This window comes from Viridibacillus soli (assembly GCF_016612995.1).
Lineage (GTDB): Bacteria > Bacillota > Bacilli > Bacillales_A > Planococcaceae > Viridibacillus > Viridibacillus soli.
Window position 1 is genome coordinate 127,724 of sequence record NZ_JAEOAH010000005.1, and the last position, 23,759, is coordinate 151,482.

The 23,759-nt window shown below is 37.3% G+C and carries 22 protein-coding genes; all 22 read right to left on the reverse strand.

Features of this window, described 5'->3' with window-relative positions; translation table 11 throughout:
- On the reverse strand, positions 1-705 hold the full coding sequence (gene flgD / locus JFL43_RS05840) for a flagellar hook assembly protein FlgD (protein ID WP_200748289.1): 705 nt from the start codon (positions 703-705) through the stop codon (positions 1-3).
- Positions 706-709: 4 nt separating this feature from the next.
- Positions 710-2,044 (reverse strand): flagellar hook-length control protein FliK, encoded by a 1,335-nt coding sequence (locus tag JFL43_RS23155; RefSeq protein WP_200748290.1) that lies wholly within the window; start codon positions 2,042-2,044, stop codon positions 710-712.
- A gap of 36 nt (positions 2,045-2,080) precedes the next feature.
- Positions 2,081-2,674 carry a MotE family protein gene (locus tag JFL43_RS05850; RefSeq protein ID WP_100796480.1) on the reverse strand — a complete coding sequence of 198 codons (594 nt, stop codon included), beginning with the start codon at positions 2,672-2,674 and terminating at the stop codon, positions 2,081-2,083.
- Between the two features lie 4 nt (positions 2,675-2,678).
- On the reverse strand, positions 2,679-3,128 hold the full coding sequence (gene fliJ, locus JFL43_RS05855) for a flagellar export protein FliJ (RefSeq protein WP_100796479.1): 450 nt from the start codon (positions 3,126-3,128) through the stop codon (positions 2,679-2,681).
- Positions 3,129-4,454, reverse strand: a complete 1,326-nt coding sequence (gene fliI / locus JFL43_RS05860) for a flagellar protein export ATPase FliI (protein ID WP_100798158.1) — start codon at positions 4,452-4,454, stop codon at positions 3,129-3,131. It abuts the gene before it with no gap.
- Complete coding sequence (locus JFL43_RS05865; RefSeq protein WP_200748291.1) at positions 4,454-5,242, reverse strand: FliH/SctL family protein; 789 nt, start codon at positions 5,240-5,242, stop codon at positions 4,454-4,456. Before JFL43_RS05865 ends, fliI begins: the two co-directional genes overlap by 1 nt.
- The gene (gene fliG / locus JFL43_RS05870) at positions 5,226-6,239 is read right to left on the reverse strand and encodes a flagellar motor switch protein FliG (RefSeq protein WP_100796477.1); all 1,014 of its coding nucleotides are present in this window, start codon (positions 6,237-6,239) and stop codon (positions 5,226-5,228) included. The genes JFL43_RS05865 and fliG overlap by 17 nt, the downstream gene beginning before the upstream one ends.
- A gap of 14 nt (positions 6,240-6,253) precedes the next feature.
- Complete coding sequence (fliF, locus tag JFL43_RS05875) at positions 6,254-7,852, reverse strand: flagellar basal-body MS-ring/collar protein FliF (RefSeq protein WP_200748292.1); 1,599 nt, start codon at positions 7,850-7,852, stop codon at positions 6,254-6,256.
- 61 nt (positions 7,853-7,913) lie between these two features.
- Positions 7,914-8,219 carry a flagellar hook-basal body complex protein FliE gene (gene fliE / locus JFL43_RS05880; RefSeq protein ID WP_200748293.1) on the reverse strand — a complete coding sequence of 102 codons (306 nt, stop codon included), beginning with the start codon at positions 8,217-8,219 and terminating at the stop codon, positions 7,914-7,916.
- A 25-nt stretch (positions 8,220-8,244) separates the two neighbouring features.
- Positions 8,245-8,706, reverse strand: a complete 462-nt coding sequence (gene flgC / locus JFL43_RS05885) for a flagellar basal body rod protein FlgC (RefSeq protein WP_200748294.1) — start codon at positions 8,704-8,706, stop codon at positions 8,245-8,247.
- A 2-nt stretch (positions 8,707-8,708) separates the two neighbouring features.
- Positions 8,709-9,101 carry a flagellar basal body rod protein FlgB gene (flgB, locus tag JFL43_RS05890; protein ID WP_200748364.1) on the reverse strand — a complete coding sequence of 131 codons (393 nt, stop codon included), beginning with the start codon at positions 9,099-9,101 and terminating at the stop codon, positions 8,709-8,711.
- A 725-nt stretch (positions 9,102-9,826) separates the two neighbouring features.
- Complete coding sequence (gene codY, locus JFL43_RS05895; RefSeq protein ID WP_200748295.1) at positions 9,827-10,606, reverse strand: GTP-sensing pleiotropic transcriptional regulator CodY; 780 nt, start codon at positions 10,604-10,606, stop codon at positions 9,827-9,829.
- Between the two features lie 87 nt (positions 10,607-10,693).
- Positions 10,694-12,088, reverse strand: coding sequence for an ATP-dependent protease ATPase subunit HslU (hslU, locus tag JFL43_RS05900; RefSeq protein WP_200748296.1), 1,395 nt, complete (start codon positions 12,086-12,088; stop codon positions 10,694-10,696).
- 2 nt (positions 12,089-12,090) lie between these two features.
- The gene (gene hslV / locus JFL43_RS05905) at positions 12,091-12,633 is read right to left on the reverse strand and encodes an ATP-dependent protease subunit HslV (RefSeq protein ID WP_100796472.1); all 543 of its coding nucleotides are present in this window, start codon (positions 12,631-12,633) and stop codon (positions 12,091-12,093) included.
- A gap of 20 nt (positions 12,634-12,653) precedes the next feature.
- On the reverse strand, positions 12,654-13,553 hold the full coding sequence (xerC, locus tag JFL43_RS05910) for a tyrosine recombinase XerC (RefSeq protein ID WP_200748297.1): 900 nt from the start codon (positions 13,551-13,553) through the stop codon (positions 12,654-12,656).
- 352 nt (positions 13,554-13,905) lie between these two features.
- On the reverse strand, positions 13,906-15,219 hold the full coding sequence (trmFO, locus tag JFL43_RS05915; RefSeq protein WP_200748298.1) for an FADH(2)-oxidizing methylenetetrahydrofolate--tRNA-(uracil(54)-C(5))-methyltransferase TrmFO: 1,314 nt from the start codon (positions 15,217-15,219) through the stop codon (positions 13,906-13,908).
- Between the two features lie 29 nt (positions 15,220-15,248).
- A complete protein-coding gene (gene topA, locus JFL43_RS05920; protein ID WP_100796469.1) occupies positions 15,249-17,324 on the reverse strand; it encodes a type I DNA topoisomerase in 2,076 nt (691 codons plus the stop codon).
- Positions 17,325-18,121: 797 nt separating this feature from the next.
- Positions 18,122-19,012: a DNA-processing protein DprA gene (gene dprA, locus JFL43_RS05925; protein WP_200748299.1), complete on the reverse strand. Its 891-nt coding sequence runs from the start codon at positions 19,010-19,012 to the stop codon at positions 18,122-18,124.
- Positions 19,013-19,082: 70 nt separating this feature from the next.
- Positions 19,083-19,985, reverse strand: coding sequence for a succinate--CoA ligase subunit alpha (gene sucD, locus JFL43_RS05930; protein ID WP_100796467.1), 903 nt, complete (start codon positions 19,983-19,985; stop codon positions 19,083-19,085).
- 18 nt (positions 19,986-20,003) lie between these two features.
- Positions 20,004-21,164 carry an ADP-forming succinate--CoA ligase subunit beta gene (gene sucC, locus JFL43_RS05935; protein ID WP_100796466.1) on the reverse strand — a complete coding sequence of 387 codons (1,161 nt, stop codon included), beginning with the start codon at positions 21,162-21,164 and terminating at the stop codon, positions 20,004-20,006.
- 160 nt (positions 21,165-21,324) lie between these two features.
- On the reverse strand, positions 21,325-21,627 hold the full coding sequence (locus JFL43_RS05940) for an EscU/YscU/HrcU family type III secretion system export apparatus switch protein (protein ID WP_100796465.1): 303 nt from the start codon (positions 21,625-21,627) through the stop codon (positions 21,325-21,327).
- On the reverse strand, positions 21,624-23,756 hold the full coding sequence (locus JFL43_RS05945; protein ID WP_200748300.1) for a hypothetical protein: 2,133 nt from the start codon (positions 23,754-23,756) through the stop codon (positions 21,624-21,626). Before JFL43_RS05945 ends, JFL43_RS05940 begins: the two co-directional genes overlap by 4 nt.
- Positions 23,757-23,759: the final 3 nt, after the last annotated feature.

A 23,759-nucleotide genomic window follows, 5' to 3' on the forward strand; every position in this document is an offset into this window, starting at 1 on the left:
TTATTGAGAAATGGACAATATTTGATCAGCTGTTATTTCCACACCGTTACTAAGGATATATTTGATTTGGCCATCTTTTTTAGTAACAGATTGGACAGTCGCTTCATTAGTTACTTCGTCTATCGCTTCGCCATCTTCGTCTTCTTTATCCTCGCTAACTTTGTACGCAACATTTTTACCGATTAACATACTCGCTTCTACTAGCGAACCCCCAGTACCACTATCACCACTATTAATCACTTCAGAAATATTCGAAGGTGTTAATTCTTTACCATCTGCTAGTACGAAAATAACACTCTCTCCATTGTACTTAACGCGGACAACGGTACCAGTTCCTTCATTAACAATAGGTTTTCCATTTTCATCTTTTTCAGTTGTGAGCTCATGCCATTTAATATCTTTACCGATAAAAGAGTTAAATTGAATTAATTGACTTTGTTGCTGTACTTGAGTTAATTCTTCTAATGCAGTTGTCATATTTGTCATTTGTTCAAGAGAAGAGAATTGAGCCATTTGCGCAATAAACTGTTTATCATCCATTGGGTTTGTTGGATCCTGATTTTGTAATTGTGTAATTAGCAATTTTAAGAATGCATCTTTTCCCAATGGAGAGTTACCTGTTTGCTTTTGGTTAGATGGTTTATTGCCAATATTATATTCATCTAAAACACTCTTTTTATCTCCAATTTTCGTTGCATCTGCCATAAACTTATACCTCCATTTCCGTTAAATAATCGTTAAACGTACGAGTATCTTCTTGCTCTTCTTTGTTTTTGTCATCTTGGTCTTGTGCTTGTTGCTTAAATGCTTGATTGAATTGATGTTGGCCTTTTTCTTGGCGGTTTGCATCACTTAGCGCTTGTGTGATATCAATACGATCAAGTTGAATATTTTGGTTTACTAAGCCTTGTTTCAACGAGTGTAATTGACTATCAAGCATTTCTTTACCTAGTGCTGTTGAAGCAAGTAATCTAGCTGTCATAACACCGTCTTTTTGCACTAATTCTACACGTATTGTACCTAAATTTTCAGGATACAATTTGATTAAAAGTTTAGTCATACCTTGTGCACTTGATGTTTGGCTACGATTCATAATTGCTTGGAACTCCTTGACAAAGGTTTCCGCTTGAGATGCTTTGTTTGTTGGTAATGTTATTGTCACAGTTGTGTTTGCTGTTCCTTTTGTTTGGGCGGCAGTTGATGTGACATTCTCATTTGCACTAGCATCAGTTAAGTTAACCATTAGTGGTGGTGCATCTTTTGATTTAGCAAGAGACAATTGGTTGTTCGTAACTTGCGTCATAAGTTGCTCTACCTTTGTAGATACTGTAGCCATCCATTCTTTCACTTGGAACACTTGTAATTCTTGGTTTAACACTAAATCCGTTTTAGGTGCTGCAAGTTCGACTAGTTTTAAAAATTGTAAAACTCCTGAAGCTTGAGACTGAGAAACAGTTGCATTCTTGTCTCCGTTTAAAGAAGAAATCAAGTTTTGCATAAATGCAAAGGCATTTTGATCAATACCCGATAGTAAATCCCAAACGTCTTTCGCCTTAATATCATCACCTGTTAACTTTTCAATAGCTGCTTGTAGATCTTCAGCATTAAGTCCTAACACTTCTGCAAGCTTTTCTAGTGAGATGCCTTCTGAACTTAATTCAGTTTCATCGATTGAGATATTAAGTAGTTTACTTAAATCTGTCAATGAGTTTGCACCAAGTATGTTAGACATATCGTCTAAGGGAATTGCTTGTGACGGTACTTGCTCTTTGTCTTTCGTACTATTCATCACTTGTCCAAGTAGACCTTCTAAACCTCTAGATAAATCAATAGAGAATCGATTGATGTTGATTGTGGCTTCCCCTATTGACTGATCTACATTGTTTTGTTTTGTGTTATCTGTGGATGAATTTATTTCTGGCTTCGTTGGCTTTTTTGAAGACGATAAATACTCCGAAAAATTAGCATTAGAAGCGCTTGCTGTTTGGCTATTTGACTGGTTACTAGCATTTGGTGCTACCACTGTTACTGAATCGATGTTCACTTTTTCACCTCCTCTCAACTTCAAGTGGTGTTAGCTTTATTTAGCTAATAACTCTGTATAACGTGCCGCATCTTTTGCAGGCATTTTCTCTAACACTTTCGCCAGCGTTTCAGGTTTTAAACTTGATAAAATTTTAATTGCCTCTGAATCACTCATTTTCACAATAACTGGAGCTGCTGCTTTTGGTGTCATTTTTTCAAATGTCGAAACAATGCTACTGAACTCTTTTTGCGTTTCTGTTTTACCCTTTTCTAGCTTATCAATTTCAGCTATTAGGCGATCTTGTTCAATAACCAGCTTAGATTTCTCGTTTTTGGAGTCGTCAATTTGCCCTTGTAATTGCGCAATTTGTGCTTCTTTTTCCTTAATCTGTGCTTTCAAATTCACTACTTGCTTCGCATTTTCTTTTGTATCTTCCGCATTTGACGCTTTTTCGTTAGAACTTAGGGATGTACCACTAGTCCATTCTTTTGCTTTTTCAAACACATTAACGTTGTATAAGTGCGCAATGATCAGGAGAACGGCAGTTGTAAATAGTAATGGTATAATTACCCAATAAAATAGCTTTTGAAACGTACTTAGTGCTTTTGTTTCAGGAGCCTTTGTACGCTCCAAACTTTTTTTCGCCATGCCTTCACCTGATTTCTTTGTTGTAATATGCGACTGATGATAATTCATCTAGTCGAATTGTTTCTAGTCGTTCTTGCTCTTCTTTGAACGTTTCAATATCTTTTTCTTTCATTTTTTCATATTTTCGAAACTCCAATGTCTTTTCTAGCAACTTCTGTTCATGCCAATCCATTTTAGAACGGGCTTGAATAACCTTTTGCTGTGCATCTGCAATTGTTTTTTCAAGACTATCTATAAATCTTGAGTAATGATGAATTTCATCAATGCTGGAGCCCGTAGTCATTCGTTCTTGTTGGAAATCGATTAAGTCTTCCTTTTTCTTCAGCAAATTATAAAGTTTGGTTGCCGTTTCTTCAAAAACTCTGACAGATTCTTTGTAAGCAATTTCAGTTTCATTCTTTTCTTGCTCTTTCACTGTCATTACTTTTTCAAAGCGATATGTATATGCGCTCAATTATAGCCCACCACCATTCGATAATTTGACTAATTCATTCACACTATCCTGCATGCTGACATTGTCTAAATACCCTTGTTTCAAAAATGCTGTAATCAATGGCTCATAATGGATTGCTTCATCAATTTCTTTTGAAGTTCCCCGCTTATACGCACCTATATTAATCAAGTCTTCTGATTTATTGTACGTATAATAAAGTTCTCTCAACCGTTCTGCAGCTTTTACATGCTCTTTAGAAACGATATGATTCATCAAACGACTAACACTTTTTAGAACATTAATAGCTGGATATTGTCCTTTATTCGCTAATGTACGATCGAGTACAATGTGACCATCTAAAATCCCTCGAACAGTATCTGCAATTGGCTCATTCATATCATCACCGTCTACTAAAACAGTATAAAACGCTGTAATGGAGCCATGTTCATTTGTCCCTGTTCGCTCCAGTAACTTCGGCAATATGGAGAATACAGACGGTGTATAACCTCTCGTTGCTGGTGGTTCACCAACTGCTAAGCCAATTTCACGTTGCGCCATAGCAACCCGGGTAACTGAGTCCATCATAAGCATGACGTTTAGACCTCTATTTCTGAAATACTCTGCAATAGCCGTTGCTGTAAATGCCCCTTTGATACGCATCAGAGCAGGTTGATCAGATGTTGCTGCAACAACGATTGAGCGCTTCAAGCCTTCTGGCCCAAGATCTCGTTCAATGAATTCACGAACCTCACGACCACGCTCTCCAATAAGTGCGATGACATTTAAATCAGCTTCTGTATTACGAGCAATCATACCAAGTAGTGTACTTTTCCCGACACCAGAACCGGCGAATATACCCACACGTTGGCCATTACCAACTGTTAACATGCCATCAATTGCTTTTACGCCAACTTCAAGTGTTTCATTTATTGGCGGTCTAGTTAATGGGTTTGGTGGATTTTCCTCTGTTTGCACAGTAGCAAGACCTTTTGGTAAACTATGGCCATCAATGGGCTTGCCCATTGAGTCCAATACTTTACCAATGAGTTCTGGACCCACTTGTACTTCTAGTGGGGAACCCGTTCCTTCGACTAAGCATCCTATCGAAATTTCTCTAATCGATGTAAACGGCATAAGGACTACGATTTCATCTTTAAAACCGACCACCTCTGCCAAAATCTCTGTATGACCATGCTTAGCAGATTGTACATGTATTTTACAAACATCACCGATAGAGCTTTCAGGCCCCTGCGACTCAATCATTAAGCCAACCACTTTCGTTATGCGGCCGTACTTTTTAAATGTTTGTACTGATGGGATTTGCTCAATTAACTGCGACGCTTTCATCATTTCTGATCCACGCTTTCTAATATTTCTATTAGTTTTAATCGTAATTCATTAAGCTGTTCATCGATACTCACAACGATTCTGCCATGATTTGTTTCGATATAGCCATCCGTATCATTTAATTCTTCGTTAACGAAGATCATAAATGGTACATCCACTGGGAAAATAGAAGCTAACTCTTCTCGATGGTCAGAGACTAATTTATGAAAGCCAAGTGAAACATAAAGCTTGATTTCCTTCATTTCTCTTGCTTCTTTTAAGCCTCGACGGATCACACTCAAATATAATTCTTCATTTTCTTCCAAAGCTGTTCCTAAAATACGTGTTGCTGCATTCATTGCCAATTCTAAGATGACTCTTTCTTGACTCTCTAAATACTGACGTACAGTTTCTTTTGAGCTGACAATTGTTTCATTAGCTGATTGAATGGCTTCTGACATATTGTCTTCAGCTTTCAAACGCCCTTCTTCTAATCCCTGTTGAAAAGCTTCATCATAAGCTTGTTGTTGGAGTGTTAGCTTGTCTTGTTCCCATTGCTCTTTAGCAACATTAAGTTTCTCTTGTTGCTCTTCACAATGCGCCGCAAACTGTTGTTGTTGTACGGCGATTTCAGCATGTGCTTCGGTTATGATACGATCTCGTTCAGCTAAGACTTCTTCTAGTGAAAAATCTTCAATAATTTCTTCGTTATTATTCGGCAACCTGAACTCACGTATTTCAATTGTTCTAATTTTCTCTTTGGATGATAGAGGATCATCGAATCGAATGATTCTAGACAATGACTTCATCTCCTCCACCACGAGCGATTATGATTTCACCTGCATCTTCCAAGCGACGTGTCACTGCAACAATTCTCATTTGTGCATCTTCAACATCTCTTAGTCGCACAGGTCCCATTACTGCCATCTCTTCTCTAAAAGTCTCAGCCATACGTTGAGACATATTTTTGAAGATTATTTCTTTTACTTCTTCACTTGAAATCTTCATTGCTAGTAGTAAATCTTCATTTTCACAGTCACGTATAACACGTTGGATTGAACGGTTATCCAGCGTAACAATATCTTCGAAAACAAACATACGCTTTTTGATTTCTTCTGCAAGCTCTGGATCTTGGATTTCGAGTGCGTCCAATATTGTTTTTTCTGTTTGTCTATCGACACCATTAAGCACTTCTACAACTGCATCTACGCCGCCAGTTTCAGTGTAATCTTGTGTCACAGTCGATGATAATTTACGTTCTAATACAGATTCAATTTCACTAATAACTTCTGGTGACGTTGAATCCATCATTGCAATACGTTTTGCAATGTCAGCTTGTACCTCTTGGGGTAAAGATGATAGGATAGTTCCCGCTTGTTGTGGCTCTAAATAAGAAAGAATTAACGCAATTGTTTGCGGATGTTCGTTTTGAATAAAGTTAAAAATTTGAGCAGGATCTGTACGTCTCGCAAAATCAAATGGTCTCACTTGTAGGGACGATGTTAAGCGATTAATAATCGTTTGAGCCTGATCTGATCCAAGAGCTTTTTCTAATACTGTTTTCGCATAGCCGATACCACCTTGAGAGATGTAATCTTGTGCAAGCGCAATATTATGAAACTCTTCAATAATTTCCTCTTTTATTCCCGGTTCTACTTTTTTCACTCCTGAAATTTCTAACGTTAAACGTTCAATTTCTTCTTCGCTTAAGTGTTTGTATACCGCCGCAGACACTTCTGGCCCTAGTGATATTAACAGGAGCGCTGCTTTTTGTTTACCAGATAAACCTTTTTCTTTCCTTGACACAGCTTTACCCCCCATTAATCTTCAGTAATCCATGTACGTAGTAGTTTCGCGAATTCATCTGGCTTATCTTTTGCCATTTTTTCGAGCTGTTTACGTCGTACTGTTGATTCTGTTTCTTTCTCTGTAGTAATATCTTCTATTTCAGCCATCTCTACTTGGTCTTCTAGAATTAAAGCTTCTTCCTCTTTTTGTTTTCTAGAACGCAGAATGAAGAATACTAGTAGGATAATAGCGACTAGTAAGATACCACCGATAACGTATATCCACCATGGAATCTTACTTGTTTCAGTAGTTTCCATTTGCATTTTACCGTTCAATTGTTGAACAGTAACGTTAACTTTTTCATCTATTTGAGCATCTGTTAATTGCCCTGCTTCGTTTTTATCAATTGAAGTTCGGACGATTGAAGCAAGCATATTTTGTATATCTTGTTGAACGTTAGCTGGTAATGTCGTTGCATCGTCAGCTGTCGGTGGTTCTACCATTACTTGAATCCCTAAGTCACGAATTCGATACGGACTTTCTACGATTTGACGTTTAATACGATTGACTTCATTGTTAATCGTTTCTTCCGTTTTTTCGTAGTCTCCATCACCATTAGAACCAGATTGATAGTTTGTGAAATTATCAGTTGCATTTTCAGCTTCTGGTGTACCAGTAGCTGCTGCTCCATTACCTGTAAACGTTTCACTTATACGCTGTGCACTAATTTGAATTCCAGCCATATTTTCTTTATCAACCGGTTCTACTAGATTTTCTTCTCGCTGTTCTTGGGTAAAGTCAATATCGGTAGTCACAACAACGGCTACTTTTTCCGCACCCATTAAAGTGCCTAACATCGTTTGAACTTGGCGTTGTAAATCACGCTCAATTTGCTTTTTAAGCGTCAGTTGTTGATTTACATCTGTTCCAGTAGCACCAGCTGTTGCAGTAGTGGATGTCTGTAAATCGTAATATTCAAAGTATTGATTTGTGATAACAATATTTTCTGGTGATAAGTTTGGAACACTTTTAGATGCTAAGTTATAGAGTGTTTGAATTTGTGTTTCTGTAAATTGATACCCTGGTTCTGTATTCAAAACAATAGAAGCACTTGCCGGTTGTTGCGTATCGCTTACGAAAACACCCGATTCAGGCAAAGTAATCATAACTTTTGCGTCTTTTACGCCTTTAATCCCTTTAATCAAGTTTGCTAGTTCTGTTTGTGTAGAAGCTAATTTTAAAACACTAAATTCATTGTCTGTCATACCAAATCCGGCATTTTGAGAGAAAAATGAATAGTCTATTTTCCCAGATTCAGGGAACCCCTCTGACGCTAACTGTACTAACAATGCATCAACTTGATTTTCTGGCACTAAGATCGAAGTGCCTCCTGGAGCGATTTTATATTTTGTCCCTTGAGCATCGAGCGTTTCTTTAATTTTCCCTACTTCAGCAGTCGATAGGTCTGAATAAAGTGGCGCGTATGTTACTCGAGTTGTAAAGTATGTAATAACCGCTGCCAAAATAACGATTCCAAGAAGAGAACCTATTAACGTACCTTTTTGCGTTTTTGTACGACTTCCCCAAAACCTTGTGGAGTCGGTTTTGATTTTTGTCAGTCTTTCATTCATTTTGAGCCTCCGGTTATAGTGAATGTTTCAATACATAGTTAATCCGCGATAACCTTTCGAATTAAACTGTCATTCGCATAATTTCTTGGTACGCCTCTACGACTTTATTACGCACTTGTAATGCTGTATTCATTGTTATATTTGCTTTTTGAGCAGAAATCATAACATCATGAAGTTCAACATTTTCTCCGTTAATAAGTTTTGTCGTCATTTGATCAGAAGCTGTTTGACTATCGTTTACAGATTGAATCGCGTCTTTTAACATCGTTCCAAAATTTCCTTTTGAATCCGTTGACATTGTTTCTGTGACGCTTTGTGTCATGACAGGTTGAATAGGTTGTGTTACAGATATTTGTGATACTGGCAAGTTTGGTCATCCTTTCCCTTTAGAGTTATTTACCAATTTCTAAGGCTTTTGTAAGCATCGACTTGTTAGCATTAAAAACCGTGACGTTTGCTTCATATGATCTTGTAGCCGAAATTAGGTTAACCATTTCTTTTAAAGGATCAACATTGGACGTTTGTACATAGCCTTCAGCATTTGCATCTGGGTTCGTTGGATCATAGACTAGTTTAAATGGCGTTTCAGTATCGTTATTAATACGCGTTACTTTAACACCATTTCCTACTCCCTGTTTACTAGATGAACCCATCGCTGCATTTAAGTAATTCGAAAATTGTCCTTCTTTCGACGAGAGCGTTACAGTTTTACGGCGATATGGTACCCATTCACCATTTTCCATCGTCGCTCGTGTTGTATCGACACTCGCTATATTCGATGAAATGACGTCCATTCTTAATCGTTGAGCAGTAAGTGCTGAACCAGTCGTATTCAGACTATGGAAGATAGACATAATTAGTTACCCCCTTTAATGACGGTTTGTAATGTGTTTAGTTTGCCGTTAATACGATCAATTAAAGCATTGTAGTAAATTGTATTTTCAGCCAAACTTGCTTGTTCTTTATCCATATCTACACCGTTACCATTTTCACGGTAGCGTAGATTTGTATAACTATAAACACCAGGTGTCGATTTTTTAGCACTAAAATCAATATGCCTTTGATCTGTTCGGTTTGCTTGTATATATGTATTTTGTGCCTCATTTAGCATTTTACTAAAACTTACATCTTTCGCCTTATAGTTAGGTGTGTCATTATTCGCTATATTTTGAGCAATTGTTTTATTTTTCACCGTCGCATAAGAGAGGCCATTTTCCAAGTTATTGATTGTTCCTCCAAATAAATTCAAATCTTTCACCCCAATTCGATATATACTACCAAATTTCACTTTTTTTTTACTACTTAATTGTAATAAAGATATATCAGAGTGTCCATCCGTATAATGGGATTTTTGATAGGCATAAAAACCTATTTTTTTATTATTGTCCACCTTTTCCTTCAAATCTTCTAAATCAGTTCTCCTATAAAAGATAAAGGTATTATTCACTATAAAAACAGTGTTAACGAAGTTATTCTTTTATTTTTGCAATACTTGAGAAACTTTCGACACAATAGGAATTTATTAGTTTTTTTGTCGAATTAGTAAGCATATAAAACCCAGTAATATTTTAATAATTCTAAAAAATTTGATATTTATTGTATGAAAGAGCAATTATTACATTTTATTCCACTATATATCATTACATTTATATTCAAATTTTGACCAGGAAAACATTTTAGAATATAATTACCTTAATACCATTTTTACGCCTTTTATAGGAGTTAATTGGTATTATAAAATATTATCGTCACCCCTACAAAAGCATTAGTCCATTACTCTCGAATTTTACTTTTTCGTAAAAACTCCATCCTATCTTATTCTTTTTGTATTATTTATCATATATTTAATCATATTTTATAAGGTTATCTTAATATTTCTGCCTATACTCATTAGGTATAATATCTAATTTTATCAATAAAAAACTATCCAAAAGTCTTTAATTGACTTCAGGATAGTTAGTTAAATCGTATTTATTAGCGCATTTTAATTTCTGCTAATGCACCTAAGAATTTATCATTTAAAACTTTAATGTAAGTACCTTTCATACCTAGAGAGCGTGATTCTATTACACCAGCTGATTCTAGTTTACGTAAAGCATTTACGATAACTGATCGTGTAATTCCTACACGGTCAGCAATTTTAGAAGCAACTAGTAATCCCTCGCTACCATCTAGTTCTTCGAAAATATGCTCAATAGCTTCTAATTCACTGTAAGATAGTGAGTTGATCGCCATTTGTACGACTGCTTTACTACGCGCTTCATCTTCGATTTCTTCAGCTTTTTCACGAAGAATTTCCATACCTACTACAGTTGCCCCATATTCAGCTAGGATTAAATCGTCATCTTCAAAAGTACCTGCTAAACGAGCTAAGATCAATGTTCCTAAACGTTCGCCACCACCAATAATCGGCACGATTGTAGTTAGACCTGATTTGAAAAGCTCTTTGTTTTCAAATGGAAATGCACTATGTTCGTCATGCACGTCAAGGTTTGGTACAGTTTCAGAAAAGTCATATAGGTTTTGAGTGTATTCTTCTGGGAAACGACGTTCCTCAAACATTTTGTTAAGGCGTTCATTTTCAATTTGTTGCGTAATTGAGATACCTAGTAATTTACCTTTACGGCTTACGATGTATACATTACTTTCAATGACTGTTCCTAATGTGTCAGCCATTTCTTTAAAGTTAACTGGTTTCCCAGCAGAAGCTTGTAGCATAGAGTTAATTTTTCTTGTTTTAGCTAATAAATTCATATTTATTTAGCCTCCTGTAATATTTTCTTCGTTATTTTCTAATTTTCAAAACTTTTTAAATTTTCATGCAATACAGTAGATTATAAACTATAAAATAAATTGTGACAAATCTTTGTTCTTCGCAATTTCTCCAAGTTTTTGATCTACGTACGCTGGTGTAATATCGATGTGAGCTGGCGCGATCTCTGCCGCTTCAAAAGATAGCTCTTCTAATAGGCGTTCCAAAATTGTATGCAAACGGCGCGCTCCGATATTATCTGTTTCTTGGTTTACAGATGTGGCGATTTCAGCTATACGATCAATCGCTTCTTCTGTAAATTCGATTTCTACACCTTCAGTATTAAGCAATGCTTTGTACTGTAGGATTAATGAATGGTCTGGTTCTTTTAAGATTCGGACAAAGTCTTCCTTAGTCAGCTTTTCTAATTCAACGCGAATCGGGAAGCGTCCTTGCAACTCAGGGATTAAATCTGATGGCTTAGACATATGAAATGCTCCCGCAGCGATGAATAACATATAATCAGTCTTCACAGGACCATACTTCGTATTTACAGTTGAACCTTCAACGATTGGTAGTATATCACGTTGAACACCTTCTCTTGAGACATTTGCAGAACCAGAGCTACCATTTTTGTTGGCAATTTTGTCGATTTCATCGATAAAGATGATGCCCGTTTGCTCAGCGCGATTAATCGCTTCTTGAGAAACTTCGTCAGAATCAATTAAATTATTAGCTTCTTCTATTATAAGTACACGTCTTGCGTCTTTTACTTGTAGACGGCGTTTTTTCTTTTGCTTTGGCATTAAGTTTGATAACATGTCACCCATGTTACTACCACCCATATCCATGCCTGCTCCCGGGAAACCACCAAACATTGATGGTGCTTGCTCTGTTACTTCTACAGATATCCATTCATCCTCAAGCTTACCCGCTCTTAGATCATCTGCAATTTGCGATCGTTTTAAACGTACCTCTGTATCATCTGAAGAAGTCTCTTCTTCTTGCTCGGAATTTTGACCGAAAAACATTTCGAAGGGATTTGACGTTGTTTGCTTTTTACGCATACTTGGGACAAGCAATTTCACAATTTGATCATTGGCAAGTCGCTCCGCTTTTTCCTTTACTTCTTCTTGTTTTTCTTCTTTCACAAGACGGTTAGCTACTTCTACTAAATCACGTACCATGGATTCCACATCACGACCAACATAACCTACTTCAGTGAATTTTGTCGCTTCAATTTTAATGAAAGGTGCTTTCACTAAGCGTGCAATACGTCTTGCAATTTCAGTTTTCCCAACACCAGTCGGTCCAATCATTAAAATGTTTTTTGGAATGACTTCATTTTTCATCTCTTCATCTAAAAGTTGACGACGATGACGATTACGAAGCGCAACAGCTACTGCACGCTTGGCATCTCGTTGCCCAACGATATAACGATCTAAGTACTCGGTCATTTGTCTAGGCGTTTGTTGTTGTGTCATAGTTACAGTGCCTCCACGATAATATTATGGTTAGTAAATACACAAATATCTGCTGCAGTTTCAAGCGATGCTTTTGCAATTTCCTCTGCTGTTAATGATTCGCCAGAGTATTGCTTTAATGCTCTTCCAGCTGATAACGCATAGTTACCGCCAGAACCAATTGCTAAGATGCCGTCATCAGGTTCAATGACTTCACCTGAACCAGAAACAAGTAATAGTGTTTCACTATTCATCACAAGTAACATTGCTTCTAGCTTTTGCAACATTTTATCTCCACGCCATTGCTTTGCAACTTCCACCGAAGCACGTTGTAGGTTACCGTTATACTCCATCAGTTTCCCTTCAAACATTTCAAACAATGTAAACGCGTCAGCAACAGACCCCGCAAACCCTGCTAATACTTTACCGTTATAGAGACGACGCACCTTCCTTGCTGTGTGCTTCATCACGACTGCATTACCAAGTGTCACCTGCCCATCACCTGCCATTGCGCTTTGCCCTTTATGTTGTACTGCAAAAATTGTGGTTGCATGCATTTCAACCATAATAACCCTCCTCCCAATTGTTACGCTCTCGGATGAGCATTCATATATGTCTTTCTTAGATGTTCTTTTGTCACATGCGTATAAACTTGCGTAGAAGATAAATTTACGTGGCCAAGTAATTCCTGCACCGTACGTAAATCTGCTCCATTGTTTAATAAATGTGTGGCAAACGTGTGTCTTAACATATGAGGATAAATGGTCGTATGTAGCTCTGCATTTTTCATCATATCGTTTAAAATATAACGAACACCTCTTGCTGTAAGTGCTCCACCTCGCATATTGACAAATAGCTGAGGATTTTGCAAGGCTTTCATAAGTTTAGGACGTGAATTTGCTAAGTATTGTTGCAATGCTTCCGAAGCAAAATGTCCAAATGGTACATAACGCTCTTTTCTCCCTTTACCCATCACTCGTAAAATGCTTAATGAAAAATCAACATCTTTTAATTCAATCGATGTCAATTCACTAACCCGAATGCCTGTAGCATACAGCAATTCAAGAATAGCTGTATCACGCAACGACTTCGGATCTTCCCCTTCATTTGCTTGAAACAATCTGGCAAGCTCTTCTTCATAAAAAAAGCGTGGCAATCTGTCTTCTTTTTTCGGATGATACAGCGCTTGAAAGCCTGCATCATCTAACCCATATTCCTTGTTCAAAAAACGAAAAAAGGAACGAATGGAAGAAATTTTTCTGGAGATAGTTGTTCTGGCTTTTTTTTCTTCATACAATTTTGTTACGTAAAGTCTGGCGTGAATATATTCAACTGCTGCTAAATCTTCGACACCCTCTACTTTTAAGAAAGATAAAAATTCATGTAAATCAGATTGATATTCTCGCACTGTCAGTGGTGAAAAATTCTTTTCTAATTGAATATAAATAACAAATTGCTCAAGTGCTTGTTCAGATCGTATGTTCATTTGAACACCTCGTTAATGATAAGTTTCAAAACTTATCTTCTCACTCTAAGCATTTTTTATAAAGCAAAAACGTTTACTAATCTAGAGCTAATGTTAATTCTAGTTGTTTAAGGCACATATGAGTATAACACACTCATATGAATTGTTCGACACTTCAGTTCATAAGTAAAAATAAAATCACAATCTGCCAATTTTCTTCACGTCTTTGGCATAATTTCGTTACATCTTACCGAAATTTTTTCCTATATAAATATTACAGACAACTTCTTCTTTTCAAGTATGACTATGGATATCCGATTGTAAACAAAGAAAAGCCCTTAAAATTGTAACAACTTTTAAGGGCTTTGAGCAATTAAATATTTGTTGTATTTTTAAAGTTTTGGATAGCAGCTAATGCACGCTCTGCATGCTTTTCACCGCGTTCCAGTTTCGATTTGATTTTCTCGCCTAATTTCGGGAATAAACCGAAGTTCACATTCATTGGTTGGAAGTGTTTAGAATCTGCTTCTGTTATATAACGTGCCATACTACCTAACGCTGTTTCTTCAGGGAAGATTAACAAGTCTTGTTCCATTGCTAGATGAGCTGCGTTAATGCCCGCAATCAAGCCACTACCTGCTGATTCAACATAACCTTCAACACCCGTCATTTGACCAGCAAAGAAAATGTTTGGACGACTTTTCAGTTGATAAGTAGGTGCTAACGCTTTAGGTGAGTTAATAAATGTATTACGGTGCATCACACCATAACGAACGATTTCCACATTTTCTAAACCAGGAATCATACTAAATACTTCTTTTTGTGCGCCCCATTTTAAATGTGTTTGGAATCCTACTAGGTTATAAAGTGTACCAGCAGCGTCGTCTTGACGAAGTTGCACGACTGCATGTGGACGTTTACCTGTTTTAGGATCTTCTAATCCTACGGGTTTCATAGGACCAAATAACATTGTTTTAGGACCACGTGATGCCATTACTTCAATCGGCATACAACCCTCGAAGTATTTTTCTTTCTCAAATTCTTTTAAAGGTGCCACTTCAGCGTTAATCAATGCATCTTGGAAACGATCGAATTCTTCTTCAGTCATTGGACAATTTAAATATGCCGCTTCACCTTTGTCATAACGAGATTTTAAATACACTTTTTCCATATCGATACTATCTTTTTCAATAATTGGTGCTGCAGCATCGTAGAAATAAAGATATTCTTCACCAGTTAAAGCTTGAATTTGTTCTGCCAGTGCTTTTGAAGTTAATGGACCTGTTGCAATAATTGTAATACCATCTTCAGGAATTTCCGTTACTTCTTCATTAATCACTTCAATTAGTGGGTGGTTTTTCACCTTTTCTGTTACATAACCCGCGAATTCATGACGGTCTACCGCTAAAGCGCCGCCAGCTGGTACTGAACTTCGATCCGCTGCTTCAATAATAACGGAATCTAACATACGCATTTCTTCTTTGATAACACCAACTGCATTTGTTAAGTTATTAGCGCGGAGTGAGTTACTACATACTAATTCTGCAAATTTATCTGTGTGGTGAGCCGGTGTTTGCTTAACTGGACGCATTTCATATAGACGAACTTGAATTCCTCTTTTAGCAATTTGCCAAGCTGCTTCACTACCTGCTAAACCTGCACCGATTACATTTACTATTGTTGTCATGCTATTTTATACCCGCTTTCTCATTCTAATCATTGTGAAGGTGTTTCTTTGTAGTCACATTTCGTACATTGAATTTGTACACCTTTTTTCAATTTTTTCTCAACTAAGAGTTCACTACATTTTGGACATGGTCTACTAATTGGTTTATCCCATGATACGAAATCGCACTCAGGGTAACGGTTACATCCAAAGAATATGCGTTTTGTTTTACTCTTACGTTCAACAATTTCGCCTTCTTTACATGTTGGACATGTAACACCGATTGCTTTCACAATTGCTTTTGTATTTCGGCAGTCAGGGAAGTTACTGCATGCCATGAATTTACCATAACGACCAAGTTTGAAGACCATTGGTGAGCCACATTTTTCGCAATCTTCGCCAGCCGGTTCGTCTTTAATTTCGACTTTTTCCATCGCTACTTCAGCATGCTGCACATGTTTTTCAAAGTCTTGATAAAAATCATCTATAATTTTCGCCCATTTTGTATTTCCTTCTTCGATGCTATCTAGATCTTGCTCCATTTTCGCAGTGAACTCGATATTAATAACGTCAGGGAAAAATTCTAATACTAATGAGTGTACGATTTCACCCAACTCTGTTGGTACAAAACGTTTTGAATCTAATGTGACATAACCACGTTTTTGAATCGTATCAAGTGTCGGGGCGTAGGTTGATGGTCGTCCTATCCCTAGCTCTTCCATTGTTTTCACTAGTCTTGCCTCTGAGAAGCGTGGCGGTGGCTGAGTGAAATGCTGCTTCGGTTCAATATTCAAGGATTTTACGATATCGCCTTTTTCCATCGGTGGCAATAGTCTATCCTTCTCTTCTTTTTGATCATCTGAGCCTTCAATATAAAGTTTCATGAAACCCGGGAATTTCACCTGAGAGCCTGTTGCTCTAAAGAAGGCGCCCCCATTTTGTAAGTCTGCTGTTACTGTATCTAAGACAGCTGATGCCATTTGGCTCGCAATAAAGCGTTCCCAAATTAGGCGATACAGACGAAGCTGATCTCTTGATAAGACAGCTTTCAATTGATCCGGTGTACGCATTGTACTTGTAGGACGAATCGCTTCATGAGCGTCTTGTGCTTTTTCAGATTTTTTCGCTTGCTGATCAAGAGGCGTTGTATATTCATCCCCATATGTTGTTTGAACATATTCAAATGCTTCTTTTTTCGCCGTTTCAGAAATACGTGTTGAGTCAGTACGCATATACGTAATTAAACCAACTGTACCTTCTTTACCAACATCTATACCTTCATATAATTGCTGTGCAAGCATCATAGTCTTTTTCGCACGGAAGTTTAACTTACGTGCAGCTTCTTGTTGTAAGGATGATGTTGTAAACGATGGCGCTGCATTACGCTTACGTTCACGTTTAACAACTTTCGCTACTTCAAAATCTTCACCCTTCAATAACTTCAAGACATCTTTTACTTGAGCCTCATTAGATAGCTTAATCTTCTCTTTACCACTTCCATAATAAAGGGCGTCAAATTGCTTTTTGCCTTTTTCAAAGTTACCTTCGATTGTCCAATATTCTTCTGGTTGAAAGTTTTTAATTTCATTTTCACGATCGATAATCATTCGTAATGCAACTGATTGGACACGACCTGCTGATAAGCCTTTTTTGACTTTCTTCCATAGAAGTGGACTAATGTTGTATCCTACAAGACGGTCTAAAATTCGACGCGCTTGTTGGGCATCAACTAAATCCATATCGATTGGTCGTGGATGCTTAAATGACTCTTTAATGGCATCCTTCGTAATTTCGTTAAACAATACGCGACAATCCGAGTGAATATCAATGTTGAGTGCTGTTGCTAAATGCCAAGCAATTGCTTCCCCTTCACGATCTGGATCGGCCGCGAGATAGATTTTCTTAGCCTTTTTAGCAGCGGATTTTAAATCTTGTAAAACAGGACCTTTACCACGAATGGTAATATATCTTGGTTCAAAATTATTTTCCGTATCAATGCCCATTGTACTTCTAGGTAAATCACGTACGTGACCAATGGATGCTTTTACTTTATATTTTTTTCCTAAATATCGCTCGATTGTTTTTGCTTTTGCGGGCGATTCTACTATTACTAAATAATCCGACATGTGAGTTCCCCCTTATAGAGGTGATGATTCATTTTCTTTTAGCTCCACTTGTTAAAGTTGAATGTGTACTTGTATATATTGTTAAAAATTTCTTGCTACTCAACTATAACTTTTTTCCTTAGCGTTTACAAAAGAATACCTGTTGCAAAATGTATAACAGAAAATGTTTTTTTGCAAGTTAAATTTCACATTAAGGTATTTTATTTTAAAAAGCAATGATAAAGGCTATTTAAATATAGAAGAAACTCAATATATTCCACATAATTTCACTAAAAAACAATTAATTATTTTAAGTTGTTCACTCTTTGTTCACTTAAAAAATTCACAAAAGACCGTTCATTTGGATGGTTTTTTATAACAAAAAACTAATCTAATATCTATGACGACTCTAATTTACTATATATTATAGATAAAGGATTCATTTGCACATTCATGATTATTATTTTTTCTACACAACAGCTAGCGGTAATTGGTCTAATCAAATGTCACAATTTGTTCTTAAAGAAATTTTGGATGGCAGCGCAAAAGGCAACCTAGATTGTTTAGTATTTATTAAGTTACAAGCTCGGGCTAATATCTGTAGTTTACGCATAATGGGCAAAGTAATTTTGTCGTTACAATAAATGAAATTGGTATATAAAGGCTCCACTATTCAAAAGGTTAAAGAAAGTGGTGGATATTACTTCAACGTCACTGCTGATGGTAGTTGATCTATTAGAGCTGAATAAAAACCAAAGCCACTCATAGCAAGTGGCTGTTCTTATCATCGAATCATTTTTTTGAAACCTTTTTAAACTTCAAACAAAATTCCTCTCTAACTCTGCTACTATTTGATAGCCATTCCAGACAGGCGTAGCTCCTTCAGAGAGTAGTTTATGAGGTCCTAGTGAAAGTTTTGATGTTATATCACCTGGCACAACGAAAATATCCTTTCCATGTTCTAAGGCGTGGTCCATCGTACTGGATGTTCCGCTTTTTTCAGCGGCCTCTGTAACAAGTATCGCCTTAGACATGCCACTAATAATACGATTTCGCATTGGAAAATACCATCGTTTTGGGCCGATATAAGGTGGATATTCTGTCACTAATAAATGATTTTGGCTAATTATTTCAGCTAACTTGGCATTTTCTTTTGGATATAGATGAAATAATCCATGTCCAAGAACTGCGATTGTTTTACCGCCATTTGTAATTGCACTTTCATGCGCCATGCGATCAGCACCCTTTGCAAGGCCACTAACGACGATATAATCATGCTCCACTAACGGTGGCATAATGCATTGTAACGCCTTTTCTGTATAGGCTGTCGCCTTTCTAGAGCCAACTATAGCCATTTTACGCTCATTGTATAATAGTTCCACTTGTCCTTTTACATAGAGACATGCAGGTGGATCACATAAATCGAATAACGTTTTAGGGAATAAGGGATGATAATAAGGGATAGGGGTAATAGATTTTTGCTCATACGCTTGGAGTAAAGGGGTTTCCAGCATTTTGATATAAGCAGACTTTAATTTATTTGCTTTTTCGTAGGAGAGTTTTAATAATTTAGTAATTCTCTGTGTAGACATATGCTCTAATGCCTCAAGCTCCGCATCCACTTGGAATAATGGTGCTAGTCTGTTTAGCGGTACCGGAAATACATAATGCAATGCTAACAGTCTATGTGTCAATTGTTTTTCATTCATTTTTGCACTCCATTCGCATATATTTAAAAGGTGTAGCGCCGTCTTTTAAGACTTTGCTACACCTTCTATATTAATGTGTTTTACATTTTTCGTACAAACCTTTTTCTTTAATTACTTTAATAAATGTTTCACCGATAACAGATGGTGTTTCTGCTACTTCGATTCCAGCTGCATTCATAGCTTTAATCTTCTCTGCAGCTGTACCTTTACCACCTGAAATAATGGCCCCAGCATGACCCATACGTTTTCCTGGAGGCGCAGTTTGTCCACCAATGAAGCCTACAACTGGTTTTGTCATATTGGCTTTGATCCACTCAGCCGCTTCTTCTTCTGCTGTACCACCGATTTCACCGATCATCACGACACCGTATGTTTCTGGGTCTTCGTTGAATTCTTTTAATACATCGATAAAGTTTGTACCATTAACTGGGTCTCCACCAATCCCAACTGCAGTCGTTTGACCAATACCAGCTTGAGATAATTGATGTACCGCTTCATATGTTAAAGTACCAGAGCGTGAAACAACCCCTACATGGCCTTTTTTATGGATGTAACCTGGCATAATACCAATTTTACATTCATCTGCAGTAATAACGCCTGGACAGTTCGGACCAACTAAACGTGTTTTCTTACCTTCCATATAGCGTTTAACTTTTACCATATCTATTACTGGAATGTATTCAGTAATACAGATGACTAAATCTAATTCAGCATCTACTGCCTCTAAAATGGCATCTGCTGCAAATGGAGCTGGTACGTAAATAACTGAAACGTTACAGCCCGTTGCTTCTACGGCATCTACTACTGTATTATAAACCGGTACGCCTTCTACTGCCGTACCACCTTTACCTGGTGTAACTCCTGCAACAATTTTTGTACCGTATTCAAGCATTTGCTTTGTATGGAATAAAGCTGTTGATCCTGTAATACCTTGTACAAGTACTTTTGTTTCTTTATTAATATAAACGCTCATTTTAAGTCCCTGCCTTTCTTAGCCTACAAGTTCTACAATTTTTTGTGCGCCATCAGCCATTGAATCTGCTGTAATAATATTTATGCCTGATTCATTTAATAATGATTTACCACGTTCAACATTCGTGCCTTCCAAGCGGACAACTAGAGGTACACTTAAGCCCACTTCTTTGGCTGCTGTAATAACACCTTCTGCGATAACATCACATTTCATGATGCCTCCGAAAATGTTTACGAATATACCTTTTACATTTGCATCGGAAAGGATTATTTTGAATGCTTCTGTTACTTTTTCAGCAGTCGCACCGCCCCCAACGTCAAGGAAGTTTGCGGGTGATCCGCCGTAGTAACTAATTGTATCCATTGTAGCCATAGCAAGGCCGGCACCATTTACCATACAACCAATGCTACCATCTAATGAAATATAGTTTAGGTCATATTTTGAAGCTTGAATTTCTTTTGGATCCTCTTCCTCAAAATCACGTAATTCAACAATATCCTTATGGCGATATAACGCATTTCCGTCAAAGTTGAATTTTGCATCTAATGCTACAACGTCTCCACTGCCTGTAACAACAAGTGGGTTGATTTCTAAAATAGAGGCATCCTTTTCAGTAAACGCTTTGTATATACCAAGCATAAGTGATGCTGCTTTGTTAATTAAATTATTCGGAATATTCATGTTAAATGCAAGGCGACGCGCTTGGAAGCCTGTCATCCCTATAGTTGGATCAACTATTTCTTTGAAAATTTTCTCAGGAGTTGCTTCTGCAACCTCTTCAATGTCCATTCCGCCTTCTTCAGACCCCATAAAAGTAACTCTTGAAGTTGCGCGATCGACTACAACACCCAAGTAATACTCTTTTTTTATATCAGAGCCTTCTTCTATGTAAAGGCGTTTCACTTCTTTACCTTCTGGACCAGTTTGGTGAGTGACAAGAATTTTACCTAATAACTCTTTCGAATACGAACGTACTTCGTCTAAATTTTTGGCGATTTTAACGCCACCTGCTTTACCTCGTCCACCAGCGTGAATCTGCGCTTTAACTACTACTACATCTGTGCTTAATTCTTTGGCAATTTTTACAGCTTCTTCAGGTGAAAATGCTACTCGGCCATTAGGAACCGACACCCCATATTGTCTAAGAATTTCCTTTCCTTGGTACTCATGGATATTCATCTAACTTCCTCCTATCAAAATCCCATAGAGTTTCATCTTACATAACTATTGTATAGAATCTATTTCTCATTGTCCACATACTTGTTTATTTGTTTATTTTCTTTAGTTATCAACAATTATTCTCGAAAAAACAAAGTCGTTAAAATTACTCGTAGGTCAACTAACGGCTTGTGTTGTTCAAACGGTCATAATTCCTATCTAATTGATAGATAAATGCGAATACTTCAGCAACTGCTTGATAAAGTTCTTCTGGAATGGATTCATTTAAATCGAGTTGGCCTAATAATTGGACAAGTGTCGGATCTTCTTGAATAGGTATATCATTTTTTGATGCTTGTTCTAAAATATTCTCAGCTATTTTTCCTTTCCCTTTTGCAATGACTTTCGGTGCTTGGAGATCACCTGGTTTAAAAGATAGGGCTATCGCTTCTTTTCGTTCATACTGCTGTTTTTCTTCTGTCATATGCGGATATCGACTCCCCCGTTGTCAGTCTCAGACGTTTTCGCAGATAATGTTGTCTTTACAGGTTGATTTTCTGCGAATTTTTTCAGAAAGACTCCAGATAATTGATAATCATGAGTAGCTAAACCTGTTTTTAAAGCGACTCTTAGTGGTTCAGCTAATTCTTTTAACTGATCATTTTCATTGTACACCGTAACTGTGACGACACGGCTCTGAACTTGCATATCAATCACCGTTTCTTGCAATGAATTCAGTTGCAAATAAAATAAAATCCGTGCAAAATCAGTATCAATTTTACCCTCATCCTTCATACGCCCATTCCACTGTAATGTAGCATCTGTTCTCCGCCCGAAAAATTCTAATGGTATTTGCATAATAATTTGATGCTGTGGTCCATTTTCCCCTGACAAATACTGCATACCATTCATTCTTGCAACTATTTGCTCTGCTGCTACTTTTGTAGTACTTGAAGCAGATGGATCTTGCAGTAACGATAATAACTGAGGCTTCAATTGCCCGGCAAGTTGTTGCATATCTACTGTTTTATCGAGTAATTTTGCTTCATAGCTCAAACCTAAATGTTGCAATGTTTGCTTCATCGCGGATTCAATAGCTTTACTATCTATTGCATTATGAACATTTTGCTCAGCTTGAGACACTAGTTGTTGGATAACTGGGTCTGCTGACTTTGTAGTAAGCTGTGTGAGCGTTCTAAGTGCCGCATCATCTGTCGGTGTACTAGCAGCATTCATTAATGTCATTAAATGTTGTTTAGCCGTTATATTTTGCGTATCTGTTTGGAAGGGTTGTTGCTGCGCTACTTCGCTAAATGCCTTCATCAACTGGACTTGTAATTCTTTGATGACGGCTTGTACGGTTTGCGATGTACTATCCGCTATAGTAAATTTTGCAAGTGTATTATTAAGTGTTTCTTTTTGCATAGCTGATAGTAAATTTTGCGAATCAACGGATGCTTTTAGCTGTGTAATGAGCTGCGGCAGATCTTTTAGGCTGGCAGATTGCATATTTTGCAGTAATTGTGGTGTAGAAGGCGCTGTGCTTTGCGTTTGCCCCATCCTACCTAGTTGCCCTTGGATATCCTTTGCAAGCGTTTGTAAGGCCTGTTGAGTCTGTGGACTGGCATTAAACTTCGTAATACTTTGTTGAAGTTGTGTTTTTTGAGCCTCTGTTAAATTGGTGTTTTTCGATATAGCCGTTTGTAATTGCTGTATTAACTGGGTAGCACTATTCGCTGGAGCTGTTGGCAGTTGCTGTAATAATTGTCCAAGTGAATTAGTATTATTTGCTGAAGTTCCTTGTAAGACATTTGTTGACCAGTTAAAGATATTAGCGTTTTTAGGTAAGATTCCGGCTTCTTTTAATAGTTGTAATAGGGCATTTTTGTCTGTAGGTGATACGTTTGAACCTGTTAAAATTTGAATAATTTTCGCTAAAATCGCTCCACCTGTTTCTGTCTCAAACGGTTTCCCTAGCATTTGAAGTTGCTGCAGCAATTGATCGCGTACTGCTGGTGATAAAGAAGTATCTTGCTGTAATAGCTTTTGAAGAGCAGCTATTGTTTGTGCAAAGCCTTGTTTCATACCACCTTGTACTATTGCTTGGAAGGTATTTTGTTGAACAGGCATTTTCATATCGACCAATTTTTGCAAAGCTAGTAAAGCATCTTTCATAGTCACACCTGCTGGGAGCTGTTTGACGAGTTGCTCTGCCTGCAATAACTGCTCTTTTGACATCGGTACATTTTCTTTCAAGAAATGCGCAGCAATTTGCTGCATTTCAGATGTTTTGGGCAACTGCATTGAATCAAGTAATTGATTGATTTGCTGTGTTAAAGAGCCTGTTTGGTTAATCGGTCCCGACACGACTTTTAATTGTAGATCTGGTTCTACACCTGTAACTTGGAAATAATGTGCGTTACCTGCTTGCATCGGTACTTCTAATTTCGCCATAAAGCGATGTCCACCTAATTGCACTTCTGCTTGATTTTCAGGGAATAGTTGTTTGATCGTACCATGAAATACTTGGCCTTGCTTTAAAGCTACTTGCTGATTTGTATTAACATTCTGTGTTTGTTGTAGTTGTAATGACGACATAGATGTAAAAGCCAATAA